The organism is Streptomyces sp. NPDC017991 (genome assembly GCF_044328075.1).
In the GTDB taxonomy this organism is placed as follows: Bacteria; Actinomycetota; Actinomycetes; order Streptomycetales; family Streptomycetaceae; genus Streptomyces.
This window is the reverse complement of the sequence record NZ_JBIRGP010000003.1, coordinates 251,047-270,018: the sequence shown is the minus strand read 5'-3', so window position 1 is coordinate 270,018 and position 18,972 is coordinate 251,047. Positions and strand designations below refer to the sequence as shown.

At 71.7% G+C, this 18,972-nt stretch carries 18 protein-coding genes; 9 read left to right on the top strand and 9 right to left on the bottom strand.

The window, feature by feature from the left end:
* Positions 1-2: 2 nt before the first annotated feature.
* Entirely contained in the window at positions 3-1,178 is a 1,176-nt protein-coding gene (locus ACH4DZ_RS09705) for an NlpC/P60 family protein (protein ID WP_398286455.1), read from the top strand.
* A 109-nt stretch (positions 1,179-1,287) separates the two neighbouring features.
* On the opposite strand, the gene ACH4DZ_RS09700 is transcribed toward ACH4DZ_RS09705, so the two are convergent.
* Entirely contained in the window at positions 1,288-1,641 is a 354-nt protein-coding gene (locus ACH4DZ_RS09700; RefSeq protein ID WP_398286453.1) for a hypothetical protein, read from the bottom strand.
* A gap of 441 nt (positions 1,642-2,082) precedes the next feature.
* Between ACH4DZ_RS09700 and ACH4DZ_RS09695 the strand changes: the two genes are divergently transcribed.
* Together ACH4DZ_RS09695 and ACH4DZ_RS09690 are read left to right on the top strand one after the other, a co-directional pair.
* A complete protein-coding gene (locus ACH4DZ_RS09695; RefSeq protein WP_398286451.1) occupies positions 2,083-3,147 on the top strand; it encodes an NlpC/P60 family protein in 1,065 nt (354 codons plus the stop codon).
* A gap of 211 nt (positions 3,148-3,358) precedes the next feature.
* Positions 3,359-3,508, top strand: coding sequence for a hypothetical protein (locus ACH4DZ_RS09690; protein WP_398286449.1), 150 nt, complete (start codon positions 3,359-3,361; stop codon positions 3,506-3,508).
* Between the two features lie 166 nt (positions 3,509-3,674).
* Here the strand turns inward: ACH4DZ_RS09690 and ACH4DZ_RS09685 are convergent, their stop codons facing one another.
* Together ACH4DZ_RS09685 and ACH4DZ_RS09680 are read right to left on the bottom strand one after the other, a co-directional pair.
* A complete protein-coding gene (locus tag ACH4DZ_RS09685; RefSeq protein WP_398286448.1) occupies positions 3,675-4,454 on the bottom strand; it encodes a LuxR C-terminal-related transcriptional regulator in 780 nt (259 codons plus the stop codon).
* Positions 4,451-5,734, bottom strand: a complete 1,284-nt coding sequence (locus tag ACH4DZ_RS09680; RefSeq protein WP_398286447.1) for a PspC domain-containing protein — start codon at positions 5,732-5,734, stop codon at positions 4,451-4,453. The genes ACH4DZ_RS09685 and ACH4DZ_RS09680 overlap by 4 nt, the downstream gene beginning before the upstream one ends.
* Before the next feature lie 277 nt (positions 5,735-6,011).
* On the opposite strand from ACH4DZ_RS09680, the gene ACH4DZ_RS09675 reads away from it, so the two are divergent.
* Together ACH4DZ_RS09675 and ACH4DZ_RS09670 are read left to right on the top strand one after the other, a co-directional pair.
* Positions 6,012-7,535 carry a PspC domain-containing protein gene (locus tag ACH4DZ_RS09675; protein WP_398286446.1) on the top strand — a complete coding sequence of 508 codons (1,524 nt, stop codon included), beginning with the start codon at positions 6,012-6,014 and terminating at the stop codon, positions 7,533-7,535.
* A complete protein-coding gene (locus ACH4DZ_RS09670) occupies positions 7,522-7,761 on the top strand; it encodes a hypothetical protein (RefSeq protein ID WP_398286445.1) in 240 nt (79 codons plus the stop codon). The genes ACH4DZ_RS09675 and ACH4DZ_RS09670 overlap by 14 nt, the downstream gene beginning before the upstream one ends.
* Positions 7,762-8,200: 439 nt before the next feature.
* On the opposite strand, the gene ACH4DZ_RS09665 is transcribed toward ACH4DZ_RS09670, so the two are convergent.
* Both ACH4DZ_RS09665 and ACH4DZ_RS09660 read right to left on the bottom strand, forming a co-directional pair.
* Complete coding sequence (locus tag ACH4DZ_RS09665) at positions 8,201-8,737, bottom strand: DoxX family protein (RefSeq protein WP_398286444.1); 537 nt, start codon at positions 8,735-8,737, stop codon at positions 8,201-8,203.
* 208 nt (positions 8,738-8,945) lie between these two features.
* Positions 8,946-10,247 (bottom strand): hypothetical protein, encoded by a 1,302-nt coding sequence (locus tag ACH4DZ_RS09660; RefSeq protein WP_398286443.1) that lies wholly within the window; start codon positions 10,245-10,247, stop codon positions 8,946-8,948.
* Between the two features lie 229 nt (positions 10,248-10,476).
* On the opposite strand from ACH4DZ_RS09660, the gene ACH4DZ_RS09655 reads away from it, so the two are divergent.
* Complete coding sequence (locus ACH4DZ_RS09655; protein ID WP_398286442.1) at positions 10,477-11,496, top strand: DUF4429 domain-containing protein; 1,020 nt, start codon at positions 10,477-10,479, stop codon at positions 11,494-11,496.
* Positions 11,497-11,635: 139 nt separating this feature from the next.
* Here the strand turns inward: ACH4DZ_RS09655 and ACH4DZ_RS09650 are convergent, their stop codons facing one another.
* The gene (locus ACH4DZ_RS09650; protein ID WP_398286441.1) at positions 11,636-12,430 is read right to left on the bottom strand and encodes a class II aldolase/adducin family protein; all 795 of its coding nucleotides are present in this window, start codon (positions 12,428-12,430) and stop codon (positions 11,636-11,638) included.
* Between the two features lie 249 nt (positions 12,431-12,679).
* On the opposite strand from ACH4DZ_RS09650, the gene ACH4DZ_RS09645 reads away from it, so the two are divergent.
* Positions 12,680-13,321, top strand: a complete 642-nt coding sequence (locus ACH4DZ_RS09645; RefSeq protein WP_398286440.1) for a hypothetical protein — start codon at positions 12,680-12,682, stop codon at positions 13,319-13,321.
* A 73-nt stretch (positions 13,322-13,394) separates the two neighbouring features.
* Complete coding sequence (locus ACH4DZ_RS09640; RefSeq protein ID WP_398286439.1) at positions 13,395-13,877, top strand: pyridoxamine 5'-phosphate oxidase family protein; 483 nt, start codon at positions 13,395-13,397, stop codon at positions 13,875-13,877.
* A gap of 21 nt (positions 13,878-13,898) precedes the next feature.
* Here the strand turns inward: ACH4DZ_RS09640 and guaA are convergent, their stop codons facing one another.
* Entirely contained in the window at positions 13,899-15,476 is a 1,578-nt protein-coding gene (gene guaA / locus ACH4DZ_RS09635; RefSeq protein ID WP_398286438.1) for a glutamine-hydrolyzing GMP synthase, read from the bottom strand.
* Positions 15,477-15,911: 435 nt separating this feature from the next.
* On the opposite strand from guaA, the gene ACH4DZ_RS09630 reads away from it, so the two are divergent.
* The gene (locus ACH4DZ_RS09630) at positions 15,912-16,220 is read left to right on the top strand and encodes a chorismate mutase (RefSeq protein ID WP_398286437.1); all 309 of its coding nucleotides are present in this window, start codon (positions 15,912-15,914) and stop codon (positions 16,218-16,220) included.
* A gap of 658 nt (positions 16,221-16,878) precedes the next feature.
* Here ACH4DZ_RS09630 and ACH4DZ_RS09625 read toward each other — a convergent pair.
* The gene (locus tag ACH4DZ_RS09625) at positions 16,879-17,712 is read right to left on the bottom strand and encodes a hypothetical protein (protein ID WP_398286436.1); all 834 of its coding nucleotides are present in this window, start codon (positions 17,710-17,712) and stop codon (positions 16,879-16,881) included.
* An 8-nt stretch (positions 17,713-17,720) separates the two neighbouring features.
* On the bottom strand, positions 17,721-18,929 hold the full coding sequence (locus ACH4DZ_RS09620) for a hypothetical protein (protein ID WP_398286435.1): 1,209 nt from the start codon (positions 18,927-18,929) through the stop codon (positions 17,721-17,723).
* Between the last annotated feature and the right edge of the window lie 43 nt (positions 18,930-18,972).

Genomic DNA, 18,972 nt, shown 5'->3' with positions numbered 1-18,972 from the left:
TCGTGGCGCCACACCGCAAGTCGCGGCCCCCCAGCCCCCTCGGCATCCGGACGCCGGCCCTTGCCACCGCGGCCCTGACCTCGGTGGCCCTGCTCTCCCAGACGGCGGACGCCTCGCCGGCCGCGGAGCCCAGGCCGAGCACGGAGGAAGCGCAGCCGAGCGCGGAGGAAGTCCAGAAGAAGATCGACGACCTCTACCAGCAGGCGGGTACGGCCACCGAGAAGTACAACGCCGCCAAGGAGAAGACGACCAAGCAGCGCAAGCGCGTCGCCACGCTCCTCGACGACGTGGCGCAGCGTACGGAGAAGCTCAACACCGCGCGCGAGGCGCTCGGGACGTTCGCCGCAGCGCAGTACCGCACGGGAGCCTCCGCCCCGGACACGGCCTCTCTCCTCCTCGCGGACAACCCGCAGGACTACTTCGACCAGACCCAGCTGATGAACCGGCTGACCGCCCGCCAGAAGCAGGCCGTCGACGAGTACGTCACCCAGCGGACCACGACGTCGAAGAAGCGGCAGGCGGCGTCCGAGGGCCTGGAGACGCTCACCACGACGCAGAGCACGCTGAAGACGTCCAAGGCGGACGTCCAGCGCAAGCTCGCCCAGGCGCGCGAGCTCCTCTCGAAGCTGACCGCCGAGGAGAAGGCCCGCCTCGCCGCGATCGAGCGGAAGAAGCAGGAAGAGGCCCGGCGCAAGGCGGACGAGCTGGCGCGGCGGCAGGCGGCCGACGCGGAGCGCCGGCGCCAGGAGGCGGCGACGCAGGGCACGGGAGCCGCCACGGGTACCGATACGGGCACCGGGAGCGTGCCGGGCTCCGACTCCGCCTCCTCCACCAAGGCGGCCAAGGCGCTCGCCTTCGCCCGCGCCCAGATCGGCAAGCCGTACGTCTGGGGCGCCAGCGGGCCCGGTTCGTACGACTGCTCCGGTCTGACCCAGGCCGCCTGGAAGGCCGCCGGTGTGACCCTGCCGCGCACCACCTGGGACCAGGTCGAGGCCGGCACGACGGTCTCCGTGGACAACGCCCAGCCCGGCGACCTGGTCTTCTTCTACGACGACATCAGCCACGTCGGCATCTACATCGGCGACGGCATGATGATCCACGCTCCGAAGCCGGGCGCGTACGTCCGCGAAGAGTCGATCTACTACATGCCGATCCACAGCGTGGTGCGGCCGGGCTAAGAGCCCGCCTCCATCGGGACGGGGTACGGCGCGTGCGTGCCGTACCCCGGTCGCGTTCCGGGGCGGTTTCCGGGGCGGTTTCTGAGGGGGGTCTGGGGGCTGGGGTCGCTCAGATCCAGAGGACCGCGATGAAGACGTTCACCGTGGTCAGCCCGCCCACCAGGGCGAACAGGCCCTTCTCCACCTTCTCGTCGTCGCGCTTCACGTAGACGAGGCCGAGGATCACGACCAGTAGTGCCAGCTTCACACCGATCTTGATGTTGTTGACGGTCTGGTCGTCGGCCTGGTTGAGGCCGACGAGGACCGCGCCGGTGACCAGCATGGTCAGCGCGCCGTGGAGCATGGCGGGGGTGAAGCGGGCCGTGCCGTCGCCCATGGCCTTCATCTGGGTGAGGAAGCCGCCCAGCAGCGAGGCGATGCCGATGATGTGCAGGGCGACGAAGACATGAATGAGTACGTCCATGAGCCCGGACCCTAACGGGACGCCCGCATGCCGCCTCGCACCGGCCCGCGCCCCGAGCCTCGTGCGGACCCAGGCGGAGTCCATAGCACCGTCGCGCGTGCCGCTCCCCCGCAACGCGCCCATCGGTCACCCCATCACGCCAAGTCGGTGGCACCGGGTCCGGATCACGGTCGCACCCGGTCAGCTCGTGGCCGAGTGCCACCACTTCCGTACATGCCGTTACCACCGGCGCGTCGCGAGGTTTAGCGTCCTTCCCCAGGTGACCGGCTCCCCACCACAGCCGCCCTGGCCAGGGCGGCAGTCGGTACCACCGCCAAGAGGTCCGGCGGCGGCCCGCTCCCCCTGTGCGGGCTGCCGCCGGACGTGCAATCAGCCCCCGAGGGCCACCGCCGTGGACGTTCCAGTGCCCCGGCGGCCGTACGGAAGGAACGTGGATCGCACGTGGCAGCGCACCGCAAGCCCAGACAGCGCTCACTCGGCGGCGGTACGGCCCGCACCGCCTTCACCCTCGCCCTCGCGGGCGCGGCGAGCGCGACCGGGTTCGACGGGACGGGGGTCGCCGCACCCGAGCTGACGCCGGCCCAGGTGAAGGCGAAAGTCGACAAGCTGTACCAGGAGGCGGAGGTCGCCACCGAGAAGTACAACGGCGCGAAGGAGAAGTCCACGAAGGCGGCCGACCGGCTCGGCACGCTGCAGGACGAGGCGGCGCGCAAGACGGAACGGCTCAACTCCGAACGGGCCGCACTCGGTTCGCTGGCGACCGCCCAGTACCGGGACGGCGGCGTCGATGCCGCGCTGGGCCTGATGCTCTCCTCGGACCCCGATCAGTATCTGGACGGGGTCGCGTTCGCCGAGCGGGCCGGCCACAGGCAGGCCTCGGCCGTCTCCCGCGTACGCGCACAGCTGCGCGACATCGAGCAGTTGCGCGGCGCCGCACACATCGAACTCACCTCGCTCACAGCACGACAGGCGGACCTGAAACGTCACAAGAAGGCCGTCACCGGCAAGCTCGGCGAGGCACGCCGACTGCTGTCACGGCTGCCGGACGCGGACCGGGCCCGCATCGGAGCGGACGACCCGGACACCGCACGCGCCTCACGTTCCGGGCAGGCCCTCCGAGGCCTCGGCGCGGGCTCGTCCTCCACGGCCTCCCCCAACTCCCGCGCCGGGGCAGCGGTCTCGTACGCCTACGGAAAGCTCGGCAGCCCGTACGTGTGGGGTGCCACCGGCCCCGACGCCTTCGACTGCTCGGGTCTGATGCAGGCCGCGTACCGCTCCGCGGGCATCTCGCTGCCCCGGACGACGTACGCGCAGATCAACGCGGGCCAACGCGTCTCCCGTTCCGAACTCCAGCCCGGTGACCTGGTGTTCTTCTACTCGGGCATCAGCCATGTGGGGCTGTACGTGGGCAACGGCCAGATGGTCCACGCACCCAACCCGTCAGCCCCGGTACGGGTCGCGCCCATCGACGAGATGCCGTTCGCGGGGGCGACACGGGTGGCGTGAGGGGGCCACGCTAGCGGCGTGCCGCCGTCGACTGCCTGATCCGACTCCAGCACACGGCGGGCGGGGACGCCCTGCTGGGCCGCCGTCTCCACCCGCTCCTCACCGCCGCCGGGTACGCGGGCATCGACGTGCGCCCCTGCCCCGTCTACGCCGACCGCTCCCGCCCTGCCCTGCCCTGGTCGAGGGCTTCACCCGCAACACCTTCGTCTCCATGATCGAGTCCGTGCGGGAGGACGCCGTGGCCGCGGGCCTGACGACCCCGGAGGCCTTCGACCGCGGCGTCGCAGACCTGAAACGCACGGCCGATGAGGACGGCACGTTCCACTACACGTTCTTCAAGGCCGTGGCCGTGAACCCCTGACACCGCGACGATCTGTCCGAGGCTCCCCGGCCCCCGGCCATCCCCCGCCGCCCTGAGCGGGCGCCCGGCCACTCGCCCGGCGGCTGGCGGCAGGCGGCTGGCGGCTGGCGGCTGGCGGCTGGCGGCTGGCGGCTGGCGGCTGGCGGCTGGCGGCTGGCGGCTGGTTTTACACCAGTCGTCGTGCCGTCGCCCACCGGGTCAGCTCGTGGCGGTTGGAGAGCTGGAGCTTCCGCAGGACCGCCGAGACATGGGACTCGACCGTCTTGACCGAGATGAAGAGCTGCTTCGCGATCTCCTTGTACGCGTACCCGCGGGCGATCAGGCGCAGGACCTCGCGCTCGCGCTGGGTGAGGCGGTCGAGGTCCTCGTCGACCGGCGGGGCGTCGGTGGAGGCGAAGGCGTCGAGGACGAAACCGGCGAGACGGGGCGAGAAGACGGCGTCGCCGTCCTGGACACGGAAGACGGAGTCGACGAGATCCGTGCCGGTGATCGTCTTCGTCACGTAGCCGCGGGCGCCGCCGCGGATCACGCCGATGACGTCCTCCGCCGCGTCCGACACGGACAGCGCGAGGAAGCGCACCGGCTGTTCGGGGTCGGCCATCAACGGCGAGCAGCGGCGCAGCACTTCGACCCCGCCCCCGCCCGGCAGGTGCACGTCGAGGAGGACCACTTCGGGACGGGTCGCCGTGATGACCGTGACCGCCTGGTCGACGTCCGCGGCCTCGCCGACGACCTCGACGCCGGTCCGCTCGGTCTGCCCGATCTCCGCCTGGACTCCGGTACGGAACATGCGGTGGTCGTCGACGAGCACCACGCGCACCCGCCGCCCGGGCGCGGAAGCCGCCGGGTCCTCCGCCGAGCCCGCGCCGGCCGCACCCGCACCGGCCACGCCGGCGTTCGGCCCGACTGCTCCGGCCGCTCCGGTCGGTTCGTTCGCGTCGCTCATGTCTCCGCCCTCTCCATCTCCAGCTCGACCTCCGTGCCGCCGTCCGGCACCGCGCGCAGCCTGGCGGTACCGCCGTTGCGCTCCATGCGGCCGATGATCGATTCTCTGACGCCCATGCGGTCGGTGGGTATCGAGTCCAGGTCGAATCCGGGACCGCGGTCCCGGACCGACACGAAGACGGTCCTTCCCTCGACCTCGGCGAAGACCTGCACCGCGCCGCCCTCGCCACCGTACTTGGCCGCGTTCACCATGGCCTCCCTCGCGGCCTGCATCTGGGCGCCGATCCTGTCGTCCAGCGGGCAGTCGCCGACGACCACGACCTCTATGGGAACCCCGTGCTTGTCCTCGACCTCCGCAGCGCTGCGCTTGACGGCCTCGGCGAGGGTGTCGGGCTCGTCCGCCTCGTCCTTGCCGGTGCCCTCCGGTTTGTAGAGCCAGTTGCGCAGGTCGCGCTCCTGGGCGCGGGCGAGGCGCCGGACCTCGCTCGCGTTCTCCGCGTTGCGCTGTATCAGTGTGAGGGTGTGCAGCACCGAGTCGTGGACGTGCGCGGCGACTTCGGCCCGCTCCTGGGCGCGGATGCGCATCAGGCGCTCCTCGGAGAGGTCCTGGGTCATGCGCACGAGATATGGGCCGGCCAGCAGCGCTATCCCGACGAGGACGGCGAGTGCGGCCTGCAGGACCGAACCGAGGTGGGCGGCGGAGCCCTGCAGAACGAATATCCCGGAGACTCCCGCGGCGACGAGCAGGACACCGGCCGCGGAGCGGAGCAGGCTGATCGTGCGCTTGCGGCGGCCCACCTCCATCCAGCGGGCCCGGCGGGCATTGTCCGCCTGGCGCCAGACCAGGGCCACGCCCGCGCCGACGAGGACGGTGGGCCAGAGGTAGGCCTTGGCGCCGCCGCTCAGGTCCACGTTCCCCACGAAGATCATGGCCACCACGACCATGGCGAGCAGTGCGACGATCTGGCCCTTGTCGGGCTTGCGGGCCACGAGCCTGCGGCGGCCGTCGGGGGCGGTCTCGGTGGCGAGGGCGGGGGGCCTTTCGGCGTCCACGCCGCCGACGCCGAGGGGGACGAAGAACCAGAACGCCGCGTACAGCAAGGCTCCCAGGCCGTCCGCCATGAACAGGCCCGCGAAGACCAGCCGGACCCAGATCACGGGCAGGCCGAGATGCCCAGCGAGCCCCCGCGCCACGCCCCCGAGCCAGCGTCCGTCGCTGCTGCGGTAGAGCTTGCGCGGAGGCCGTAGGTCCTCGATGGTCAAGGCTGCGGCGTCCGGCATGCCATCGATGTTCACACGCCGGGCGCCACCGGGCATCAGGGTCGACCCCCGAGACTCCCCTGATCTTCGAATCCGATCCCGGCGGGTGTCCGCGGGGCCGCGGCGACCGGAGCCGCGTGGCGCCGCCACCCGTGTCCGAGCGGCCTGGGCGCCGGTGTCCGAACGGCCCGGGCGCCGGTGTCCGAGCGGCTCTGCGGGTCGTCCCGGGGTCGAATTCAGGGTTCGGCCAGGGTTGTTCCGACTGCCGTCGGGCCGTCCTGGCCGTCACCATGGACGTATGAGCGATCAGCAGCACGCCGCGGCGCATCCGGGGCCCGGGCCGGGCCCCGGCCCCGGCGCGAGTGCGGCCCCGGGTCCGGGCAGCGGGCCGCAGGACTCCGTGCCGGCGGCGGACGCCCGGCCGGACGCCCGACCGGACGCAGCGGCGCCCACCGCACCCACCGCCGGTGAGGAGCCGCGTGCGCCCGGGGAGAGGCGCGCGTACGAGGACCCGGTGGTGCCCGAGGTTCCGCGCAGGTTCCGGCGCGACCGGCGGCACCGGATGCTGGGCGGTGTGTGCGCGGGGCTCGGGCGGCAGTGCGACATGGACCCGGTGATCTTCCGGATCGTGCTCGCGGTGCTCTCCGCGACCGGCGGCCTCGGCCTCATCTTCTACGGCTTCGCCTGGCTCTTCGTCCCGTACGACAACGAGGAGGAGAACGAGGTGCGCAAGCTCCTCACCGGCCGCGTCGACGGCCAGGCGCTGGCGGGCGTGCTGTTCGCCCTGGTCGGCTGCGGCGTGTTCCTCTCCATGCTGAACAACGCGAGCGTGCTCACCTTCGCGGCGACGCTCTCGCTGCTCCTCGCGGGCGCCGGATACTGGTCGCGGCAGCGCGGCACCGACGTCCCCGACCCGTCCCCCAGCTCCCGGGCGCGCTCGGGCAGGGGTGGGCCCATAGCCGCGCAGGCCGTCGCCGACGCTCCGCCCGAGGCGCAGGCACCGCCCGTGCCCGGCGCCTTCCCCTCCTGGTGGCGGGAGCCCATCGTCAAGGACGGTACGTACGAGGGCGGCACGGGGTATCTGTGGGGTCCCAGGGGCACGTGGGACCGGGACATCGCGGCGGCGATCACCATCGCGCACGGCGGCGGCTCCGACCGGGACATACGGACGCGGGACGTCAAGCCGCGCGGTCCCCGCGGGATCGGTGGCCGCATATTCCTGCTCGCCCTCGTCGCGGGCGCGCTCGGTACGCGTCTGACCTGGGACGACCACACTCTCGGCACCAGTCTGCAAGCCGGCCTGGCCTGTGCGCTCGTCGTGTTCGGTCTGGGCATCACGGTCAGCTCGATCCGCGGGCGTACGGGAGCGGGCTCGGTCTTCCTCGCGATCGTCACGGCGGGGCTGCTGGCCTGCTCGGCGGCGCTGCCGGCGGACATCACCACCCAGTGGGAGCGAGTGGACTGGACACCGGCCACGGCGACCGCCGTACGGGAGCAGTACGACCTCGGTACGGGCGTCGGCACGCTCGATCTCAGCCGCATCGACCTCGGCAAGGGCGGGACCGTGACGACGAACGCCGAGGTGGGCATGGGCCAGCTCAAGGTCGTCGTACCGAAGGGTGTGACGGTGAGACTGAACATCGATGTGGGCGTCGGGGACATCCAGTTGCCGGGTGACGACACGCAGGATGTGGACGTGGCTCCCGGCAAGCACAAGGAACTGATACTGGCGCCCGCGGACGGGAGCAAGGACGGCGGCACGCTGGACCTCACTCTCCAGGTCGGCCTCGGACAGGCGGAGGTGGCCCGTGCGACGTCATGAGTTCAAGCCCGGCCGGCTCATAGCGGGTCTCTTCCTCACCCTCACGGGAGTCATCTACGCGGGCGACGCGGGCGGCCTCTGGGAGACCCCGTGGTTCGCGGTGATCCCGCTAGTCACGGGAGGCCTGTGCCTGGCGGCTGTCACGGGCAGCGTGGCCCACGGAATCCGACGCCGCCACCGCCGCCGTACGCCGCCCGCACGAGACAGCGCGGGTACGCCGGGCTGAGCGCGGCGCCCGGCTGGGCCCGACCTCAGGCTCGGCGATCCTGGGACTGGCCCCTGCGTCGGTCCGAGGCGCGGGTCGGCCCGAGAACCAGCCCGTACCGGACCCGTACGGAGTTCGGCGCCGGAACCGGGCGTCGAGCGGGCGGCCGGGCCGAGCCGGTGAGGCCAAGCCCGAACAGCCGGCAGGCACGCCGAACCCGGGCAGGTCTGAGAGCGCAAGTCCGAGAGGGGAGGTCAACACGAACACGCCGGGCCGGCAGGCCAGGGAGAACACCCGACTCAAACGGTCGGCTCGAATCGACAGCCTCGTGAAGGCAGCACCGACCAGGTAAGCCCCGGCAGACCGCACCGACCAGGCCCCAGCTCAGGCCAGCCGGGCCAACCGTGTCGGCCCGGCGGGCCGCAGACCCGACGGCACGCAAGCCCGCCCGCAGGCGCGTCTAGTAGGCGGAGCTCGCCCTGCGCCTTCGGCGGGAGCGGAGTGTCGCGTCGACGGAGAAGACGCCCGCCCCGGCGAGTACCAGGGGCAGCCAGGCCATCAGGTAAGGAAGATCGTTGCCGTAGTAGTACGGGTCCGCGGCCCAGCTCATCGTCAGCCAGAGGCTGAGCGAGATCAGTGCCCCGCCGAGCGCGGCGAGGCGGGCGAGCAGGCCGATCAGGGTGCCGATGCCCACCGCGAGTTCGCCGAGGGCGATGGCGTAGCCGAAGCCGACGGGGTTTTTGAGAGAGAGGTCGATGAGGGCGGGAATCGCCGACGAGTCACGGACCGCGCGCATCATGTCGCCGATGGAGCCGGCGCCGGAGTCGGACATGAACGCGCTGTCGGTGAGTTTGTCGAGCCCCGCGTAGATGAACGTGACGCCGAGGAACACCCGCAGAGGCAGCAGCGCGTACCGCATCGCGGTGTCCCGCCAGTCGCCACCGCCGCCGTCGTCCGAGTATCCGGAGTGCGTGTCCATGCGCATGCCGTGAGCCATAGCCCTCCGCCACCTCTCAACCGCCGAACGGTTCACCCCTCAACAAGACAATACGTACGGGGGCGAGTCCTCGCTCAGGGGCGGACACATAAATTTTCACCACGTCCACCCGATCGTCCCCTTTGATCCTGATCTCCGGAAGGGCGGGAGTCCCCCAGTGGTCCGAGCGTCCCCAGTTGTCCGAGCCTCCCCAGAGGTCCGGGCGTCCTCAGTCCGTCACGTCGATCTCCACGCGGTTCGTCTCCACGCCCGCCGCGGTGACGACCTGTACCGCCACCCGTCCCGGTTCCACGTCCGCGGGCACCGGCACGGTGAGGACCGCGTCGGAGGGGTTCCTGAAGCCGCCCGGCACCGGGACCAGCGGCACGTGCACATGCACGGTGCCGATCCGCACCACCATCCGCGACAGCCGGTCCGCGCTCTGGGCGCCGGGCGGCACGAACCCGGCGCCCCGGATCTCGATGTCGTCGCCGGTCCTGATCGGCGCGTCCAGGTCCCCGGCCTCGCGCGACCGCACGACGGAGAGGATCACCGGCCGGCCGCCCTCGGCGTACTTCGCGGCGACGTACGTGGCGGCCGAGATCAGCACCACGACCGCGAGTCCCCACGGCAGGTCCGGCAGTTGTTCGGGACGCCGGGCCAGCCGTACCGCCGCGAACACGAGCGCGACGGCGCCCAGCACCGCGTACTGCGTGTCCGCGAAGCTGCCGCGTCCGGAGTCGTCGGTCAGCAGGTCGGCGGCCCGGGGCCGGTCGGCCCGTACCTTCTGCAGCCGCTGTCCGAGAACCCGCAGCCCCACCACCCGCCGCACCAGGACGGCGATCGCGCACACGACGGCCAGGACGGTCACGATGCCCGCGCCCCGGGCGAGTTCGAGCCCCTCGATCAGGGAGTCCCGTTCGGTGTGCGAGGAGGCCCCGGCCAGCCGCCCGGCCAGTACCAGCACGGCGTAGACGACGAACAGCACCCAGCCGCCGGCCACCACACGGGAGGTGGAGAGCCGGTTGTCCTCACCGATGACCGGCGCCAGCACTCCGCCGCGCGCCCGGTGGAACCACGAGGCCGCGGTCAGCAGCACGGCCACGACGACCGCCGCGAGCAGCCCCGCGGTGCGCGCGGACGTCCAGCCCGCCCCGATCGCGGTGAGCGCCTGCACCAGCAGCAGGACGACCACAAGACCCCATACGGACGCGACCGTTCGCCGCCATACGAGACCGAGCCAGACCTCTCCCTCGGCCCGGCCGCGCTCGGCGACGAGGTCGGCGGACTGGGTCAGCGCGTCCGACACCCACTGCCGCGAGGCCCCGGCCGAGTGGGCGACCGCGGCCGGCAGTCCGTGCCCCGACGCCAGTTCGTCCCGCTTGGAGAGGAACGCGGCGACGGCCCGCCGATGGCCCTCCCGCGCCCCGTGCGGGCAGTCCCCGCAGGCACAGCCGCCCTCGTGCCCGCCCCGACCGGGACCCCGGCCGGGGTCACGCCCCGTGCCCTGTCCCGTCTCCTGCACCGCCACGCCCGTTGCCGCCTTCCGCACCGCTCTGTCGAATATTCCCCGGCCGTGCGCCCACCCTCCGCGCACACCCGCCCACCGCACATCCGCCCACCGCACACCTGCGCAGCCGCACAACTGCCGTGTGACGACAGCGCATTGTGTCGTACCGCACACCCCCCGCGTCCGCCAGGTCCGGTCAGCGCGGGTGAACCGGCCACCCCCGTGTTGACCCGGCTGCGAGAATTTCCGTATGGCCGAGATCATCCAGCGCGACGGGACCTGGGCGTTCGACGGCAGCACGGTCCGGATCACCCCGGGACTGCACCGTTCCGTGCCGCTGTTCCGGCAGACGTACGGAGAGATCGCCGTGCCCCTCGAAGCGGTCGCGGGCGTCGTCTACGAGCCCGACCGCAAGCGTGGTCGGCTGCGGCTGAGACTTCGCGAGGGCGCCGACCCTCTCCTCCAGGCGACGGGGGGTCGGCTGCCCGACGCGGCGGATCCGTACCGGCTGTCCGTGGACATCGACCGTTCGGGTGTCGCCGAGTACGTCGCCGAGGAGATCCGGCACGCCCTGCTCATCGAACAGATCCCCAAGGAACCGGCCGGGGCCTATCTCCTGCCCGGCCCGCCCGTGCCCGTCTCGGTCCGCTCCAGCGACGGCACGGTCTCCTTCGACGGCGCCAGGGTCCGTATCGACTGGAGCGACACCTCGGACCGGGTGAAGCGCGCGACGGGCCCGCGCATCATCGGCGTACCGGATCTCGTACAGGTGGAGTGGCTGCCCAACTCCGGTTACGAGGACGGCTTCCTGCGGTTCGTGACGAACGACTCGGTGTTCTCCAAGCTGCCGCCGGAGAAGGATCCGTTCGCGCTCGACCTGTGGGGCAGCGCGCGCCGCGATCTGCTCACGGCACTCGTCGCCACCGCGGTCATGGCCCGCCTCCCGCACCCGTCCGCCCGTACGACCGGCGGGTCTGCACGGGGCGGGTTCGTTCGGGGCGATCCGAGCCGCCTCCTGGCCCCCGCCCCCGACGACTCCGTACGGCCCCGGGCATCCCGGACTCCCCGGGCGTACCAAGCACCCCAAGCACCCCAGACACCCCAGACAGGCCAATCGCCCCCGGAATCGCCCCAGGCATCGCCCCCGGAAGACATTCACGACATACTCCTGCGCCGGCTGCGGGAGTTGGGCGAGTTGCATCGCGACGGCGTGCTCACCGACGAGGAGTTCGCGACGACGAAGGCGGCCGTGCTGCGCGACTTCCGGTGAGCCGCGCCCGCCCCGACGGGGCACGTCTCGTGGCGAGGCGCGTCCTCTCGCGCGGCAGGTCCTGAGACACGCCAGGTCCTGAGACACGGCAGATCCTGAGACACGGCAGATCCTGAGACACGTCGGGTCCTGGGACACGTCAGGACAGCAGATCCGGCTCGCTGCGGCTGATGTCCTGCCACAGCGGCTGGTAGTTGATCCACGCCACCAGGTCCCCGCCGGTCTGTTCCCGCGTCGCGACCGCCTGCTTGTGGTCGATCAGCACCGGCCGCCCCGCCGCGCGGGCGGTCAGCTGCACCTGGCAGGAGCGTTCCATGGACAGGAACCACCAGGCCGCCGCGTCCACCGAGTCGCCCACCGTCAGCAGCCCGTGGTTGCGCAGCACGAGCGCCTTGAACGAGCCGAGCGCGGAGGCGATCCGGCGCCCCTCCTCGGCGTCCACGGCGACCCCCGAGTAGGCGTCGTACAGCGCGTGGTCCTCGTAGAACGCGCAGCTCTCCTGGGTGATCGGGTCGAGGAGATCGCCGAGCGCGGACAGCGCGCGCCCGTGCACCGAGTGGCAGTGGGCGACCGCGACGACGTCGGGCCGGGCCGCGTGCACCTGGGCGTGCACGGTGAAGGCGGCCTGGTTCACGTGATAGCGGCCCTCCAGCACCTGCCCGCCCTCGTTGGCCATCACCAGGTCGCCGACGGTGACATGCTTGAAGGGCATTCCGAACGGGTTCACCCAGAAGCAGTCGCTGTACTCCGGGTCGCGCGCGGTGATGTGGCCGGAGACCCCGTCCTCGAACCCGAGCCGCCCGAAGAGCCGCAGCGCGCCCGCGAGGCGTTCCTTGCGGTGCCGGCGCTCGTCGTCGAGCGACTCGTGCATGGGCGGCATCGCGAACCGCAGTCTGTCGGTGGGAAGGGGCAGGGGCGGTGTGGGCCCGTGCATATGTCCTCCAGCCCTGAGGGGCGGACTCCGTACGTGTTTACGGGCCGGAAGTTACCGGCGGTCAGCGCGGGAGAACAGAGATGTCGAAGAAGAGAGTGCACAACCGTTGTACGAGATCGCTGGTCTGCCTGACCGGAGCCATCACACCCGTCGGGCACCCGCGCCGACGCCCCCTGGAGGGACCCCCGTGCACAGCCTTCTCCACACGCTGTGCGGACCGCGCCCCGCGACCGCATCACCGTCCCGCCCATGAAGAACATGACGAAGAACATGACGAACAGCAAGGGCGCCAGGAGAACCAGGAGAGCCGAGCGGCTGATCACGGACATGCTCCGACAGGTCGCCACGCGTGACGTGGTCGTCCTGGACGACCGGGGCGGCTCCCCACGCCGCCTCGCCGCGCTCGCCTATATCGCCGTGCAGTACGGCTTCCGGTACGAGCGGACGAGCCGGGTCGGCCAGACACTTCAGGTCCGGCTGGTGCGCGACTCCCGGCCCGAGGCCCGCGAGCGCAGTACGGCGGCTCTCGGCAGGCTTGCGGCGGGACGCGCCCCCGGTATGCGTCCCGGCACGCTGAAGCCCCTGCCGGACGTGGCACCGACGGTGGGTCTGCTGAAGGCCCGTATCGAGTTCGACGCCCTGGACGACGACCTCGACTGGCGCCGCAAGGCCGTGTTCATGACCGCCAGCGCGACCTTCATGGCACTGCTGCTGATACCCGCGGGCTGGACGGCCTCGCTCGCCGCGGGCGCCATGATGGCCGCCGTGTTCGCGCTCCTCCTGCGCCTGGAGGTGGTGCGCAAGGACCGGCTCGCCCGACGTCTGCGGTCGGCGGGCCGCAACTCCCGCAGGGCCGACCTGCGCACCTCGCTGCCGAAAAGGCGCCACTAGATGTCGGGTATCGGCGCCACACTCGTCGTATGACTCGCATGACCCGGATTACCCGGATGACTTGGATGACCCAGTGACTCGGGCGACGTCGAACTGGGCGGCCTTCACCGCCGCGGAACAGGATCTCGCCAGGACCGTCGAGGAACGGTTCGCGGCCTTCACGCACCACGTCGTGGCGACCCTCCGCAAGGACGGGTCGCCCCGTACCTCCGGTCTGGAGGTCCGCTTCCTGGCCGGGGAGCTGTGGCTCGGCATGATGCCGGACTCCCTCAAGGCGCTTGACCTGCGCCGGGACCCTCGGTTCGCCCTGCAGGCGAACCCGGGGCCGGGCACGGAGATGGCCGGCGGCGACGTACGGATCGCCGGCCGGGCGGTCGAGGTCCACGACCCGCGGGAGAAGGCCGGGTACAGCGAAGAGGTGAAACCGCCGGAGCCGTTCCACCTCTTCCGCACCGAACTGACGGAGGTCGTACGGACCTGCGTCGAGGACGACACGTATCTGGTCGTCCAGATCTGGCGGCCCGGAGTGCCGGTGCGCACGCTCAGGCGGACCTGAGCACCGGAGGAACCGGGACCGCTACTCCCACTCGATGGTGCCCGGCGGCTTCGACGTCACGTCGAGGACGACGCGGTTGACGTCAGCGACCTCGTTCGTGATGCGGGTCGAGATCTTCGCGAGGACGTCGTACGGCAGACGCGACCAGTCGGCGGTCATCGCGTCCTCGGAGGAGACGGGCCGCAGCACGATCGGGTGGCCGTACGTGCGGCCGTCGCCCTGGACCCCGACGGACCGGACGTCGGCGAGCAGCACGACCGGGCACTGCCAGATGTCGCGGTCGAGACCGGCGGCCGTCAGCTCCTCGCGGGCGATGGCGTCGGCGTCGCGGAGCAGGTCGAGCCGCTCCTTGTCGACCTCGCCGACGATCCGGATGCCCAGACCGGGGCCGGGGAACGGCTGGCGCTGGACGATCTCGTCCGGCAGGCCGAGCTCCTGGCCGACCATCCGGACCTCGTCCTTGAAGAGCTGGCGCAGCGGCTCGATCAGCTGGAACTCAAGATCCTCGGGGAGCCCGCCCACGTTGTGGTGGGACTTGATGTTGGCGGTGCCCGTGCCGCCACCGGACTCGACCACGTCGGGGTAGAGCGTGCCCTGGACCAGGAAGGCCACCTCCGGGCCCTCGTCCGCGATGATCTCCGCCTGGGCCTGCTCGAAGACCCGGATGAACTCGCGGCCGATGATCTTCCGCTTCCCCTCGGGGTCCGAGACGCCCTTGAGGGCGGTGAGAAAGCGCTCCTCCGCGTCCACGACCTTCAGCTGTACGCCGGTCGCCGCCACGAAGTCCTTCTCGACCTGCTCGGTCTCGCCCTTGCGCATCAGGCCGTGGTCGACGTACACGCAGGTCAGCTGGGTGCCGATGGCCTTCTGTACGAGGGCTGCGGCGACCGCGGAGTCCACGCCGCCGGAGAGGCCGCAGATGGCGCGCTTGTCGCCGACCTGCTCGCGGATCAGCGCGACCTGCTCCTCGATGACGTTTCCGGTGGTCCAGTCCGGGCTCAGGCCCGCGCCCCGGTAGAGGAAGTGTTCGAGCACCTGCTGGCCGTGCGTGGAGTGCATGACCTCGGGATGGTACTGGACCCCGTACAGCTTCTTCTCGTCGTTCTCGAAGGCCGCGACCGGGACGACGTCCGTGGAGCCGGTGACGGTGAAGCCCTCGGGGGCCGCGGAGCAGGCGTCGCCGTGCGACATCCACACCGACTGCTCGTCCGGGGTGCCTTCGAAGAGCGTCGAGCCGGACTTGCTGACGTGCAGCTGTGTACGGCCGTACTCGCGGGCGCCCGTGTTGTCGACCGTGCCGCCGAGGGTGGTCGCCATCAGCTGGAAGCCGTAGCACATGCCGAAGACGGGGACGCCGGCCTCGAAGAGCGCGCGGTCCAGGCGGGGGGCGCCTTCCGCGTACACCGACGAGGGGCCGCCGGAGAGGATGATCGCCGCGGGGTTCTTGGCGAGGATCTCGTCGACCGGCATGGTGCTCGGGACGATCTCGCTGTAGACCCGGGCCTCACGGACTCGGCGGGCGATGAGCTGGGCGTACTGCGCGCCGAAGTCGACGACCAGGACGGTGTCGGGGGTGGCGGCGGGGGACGCTTCTGGCACGGTTTGCCTTCCGGCGGTTTAGCGGGGCTGTGCGATTGATTCTAACGGGGGTCCGGGGGCGGAGGGCCACGCCGGGTTTTCCCTCGCCCCCGTATCGCGCTGCGCGCTCGTCCTCAAGCGCCGGAGGGGCTGATGGTCAGCCTCTCCGGCGTTCGAGGAGCGGGGGTTCCGGGGGCCGGCCCCCGAGTCAGTGACGTCTCAGGATGCGAACCGGGTTGGACCGCGCGGAGCGCACAGGCATACTGCTCCCATGTTCACGCACCAGACCTTCGTCTTTACCTATGGCAACCGGCCCCCCGGCTGCCATGGTCGTGCTGCTTGAGCAACTGACAAGCGACTTCCCAGGCGCCCCGGGCCGACAAGGCCCGGGGCGCCTGCGTTTTCCGGACCTTGCCGCTCCGGGGCCCCCGTCCCGTCCCAAGAGGAGCCCCCGAGATGAGCACAACTACCCCCGCCACAGCCACCACCGCCACGGACAGGACCGGCGCCCGCACCGAAGAGGCCGCCGACGTGATCACCGGCGCCCGTGAACGCATCGACACCCTCGACGACCGCATCATCGGCCTGGTCCAGGAACGCATGGCCGTCTCGGCGGTCATCCAGGAGGCCCGGATCACCTCCGGCGGCCGACGGGTGAACCTGTCACGCGAGATGGAGGTGCTCGGCCACTACAGGGAGGCCCTGGGCAAGCCCGGCACCGCGCTCGCGATGACGCTCCTGGAACTGTGCCGGGGCCGCATCTGAGGGGCAGCACGTGAGGGGCGGTGTCCGGGGAGCCGCGTCCGAGGAGCCGCGTACCGCATTCCGTACGACATGCGCGTACGACGGACGTCCGGTGCACGCACGTACGCATGCCCTCTCACCCGTACGGCGCGTGACCGTCCCCCGGCGGGCTTCGTTCTCCCGATGTCCGTGCCAGCCAGGGGCGGGCCCGAAGAACCACGCGTGGCTCCGCCGGAGCGGGAGGCGTACGGACGTGCGCCGTGGGACCCCGTTCCGGACAAGTGACCGGACGGCAGGGGACAGCAGCCCGGTCACCCAGGAAAGGTCGGCTCCGGGGACGCTCGGAGCCGACCGGCGGAATCCGTGCAAGGGCGGTCGAAACGGTTGCGGAGGCCGCGGCCCGTCGAGCACGATGCCTGGAACACCCCGAGTCCTCGAGCGACACCCGTACTCCCTCGCTCCACCGCCATTGGTCGAGACCGCGCACTCCCCCAGTGCGCCGGACGCAGACCGGCGGACAAGCCAATGAGCGGCGCTACCCCCCCCGGCGCCGCCTCCCCAGGCACCGGCGCTGCCCTGACGTCGGTGCTGACCACGAAGGGCCCCGCGGATCGCCCCACGGGGCCCTTCGCCCGTCCCGGTCCCGAGTCCCGGCTCCTGGCTCCCGGCTCCCGGCGGGCTAGGCGGTCGTCTTCGCCAGTTTGGCCAGCTGTGCCTCGACCAGCTTGGCCGGGACCTCGATCTCGTCCGCGTCCAGCATGTTCATCGAACTGAAGGCCACCAGCGTCGTACCGTCGCGGACGACCGTGTACGCGGCGGGCACCTGCGCCCCCTCGATCGAGGCGACCAGCCTGAACGCGACGGACTCGTCACCCAGTCCGGGGTCGGCCAGTGCCTTCACGTCCTTGTAGTCGTAGTCGGCGTGCCGGTACGCGGCGCAGTCCCTGGTCGCCGTACGCAGGCCGTCGATCACCTGGTCGGCCTCGCCGGACCTGTGGGCGAGGAGGGCGAACGTGATCACCGAGGCGTTCGTCTCGTCCTTCGGCACGGCACCGCGGCTGACTCCCGCCCGCGAGGCCGGGTCGCCGGAGAACAGGAACATGTCGGCGATCGGCTGGCACTTCGACGGGGTCGCCGGGACCGTCTGACCCAGGAGGTCCGCCCCTTCCGACTCCTCGATGTCGAAGCCCTTGACGTCACCCGTCGCGAGCGCGGCCTTCTTCAACTGCGCCTTGGTCAGGGGCCCGTCGCCCTTCCGCGCGCCGCCGCCCGAGGAGTCCTGCGGGTCGCGCGTGTCCTGCGGGGCCCCTGTGTCCCGCGGGTCCTCGGCGTCCTGGCTTCCCTCGGCGGGCGCCTTCGTCCTCTCCCCGCCGGCCGTTCGTCCGCTCGCCGCCGACCGCGACGACTTCCCGTCCCGAGCGGTGCCGTCTCCGCCTCCGCCGCACGCCGCGACGCAGCCGAGGGCGGCGACGGCCGACGCGGCCACCAGCGGGCGCGCGATCTTCATCCTCATTCTCGTCATCATGTCCGCGACACCGTCCCACACGGCTCCTCGCCCGAGTCGCCGGAGCCACCGGAACCACCGGAGCCATCGGAGTCGTCTCCGATGTCCCGGCTGCGGTCGTACGGGTCGACCGCCGCCCCGCTCGGGGGCGCGCCCGTCGGTCCGCCGGAGGTCAGCCGCGGGTGCAGGAAACCGTCGTGGACGTCGCAGGCGGAGTTGGCGATGTCGTCGTCGTACCTGATGACCGCCAGTCTGCCCGGCGTGGCCTCGTACTTCGCGGGGTCGAGGAGCCGCAGGTCGATGACACGGCGGACGATGGTGCGGGCCACCTCGGTGGAGTCCGGGTCGGCCGGGGCCAGCGCGTAGACGAAGGTGTAGTCGGTGTGGATGTCCAGCGCCCCGTCCTCGCCCGCCTCGAACGTCGTACGGCCACGGGTCTTGACCACGTCACCGACGAGCCGTACCTCGTCCCCGTCGAAACGGCTGAAGAAGCGCAGCGGATCGTGCCCCTTGCCGGGCTTGCGCAGCCAGGACCTCAGGTCGTCGACCAGTTCGGGCTGTTCGGGGTCGAGCACCTTGCCGAGGACGGTCTCGGGGGCGTCGCCGAACAGCGTCCCGCGGTCGAGGTTCGCCTCGACGAGCAGGGTCTTGCTCTGCTCCAGGGCCCCGGCGACCTGGTCCTTCGAGAACGCGCCGACCGGCTTCGCCTCCGGCAGTACGATCCCGGCGGCGCCGTCGGCGTACCGGGCGGCCGGGGAGCCGGCGAAGGGCTCGTCCGGGGTGGGCGTTCCTGGCGCGGATCCCGGAGCCGCGGTCTCGGGCGCGGTCTCCGCGGGGAGCGTGGACGCGGTCTGCGGGGACGCCCCCGGGCCCGTGCCCGAGTCCGTGCCGAAGGGGTCGCCCGGCAGCAGGGACGGTTTCATGGCCACCACGGCCACCGCGAGGGCGAGCGGGATGCCGAGGACCGTCCACATCTTGCGGCGCCGGGCTCTGCGCCCGTTCGCCCCCTGTCCGACGGGGTCCGCGCGCCAGGCCGGGGGCAGTTCACCGCGGGCCTCCTGTCGGCGCAGCCGCTCGGTCACCATGCGGGCGCGCGCGGACGGCTCCTTGGGCGCCTCCGAGATCCGGATGTCCCGCTCGCTGTCCTGGACGAACCGCTCCCACACGTTGTCCGGTATGGACTCCCCGGGGCCCTCGGGTGACTTACCGGACGGCTTCTCACTCACGACGCTCGCGCCTCTCCCCCATGGCTGACGTGCTGATCGACGT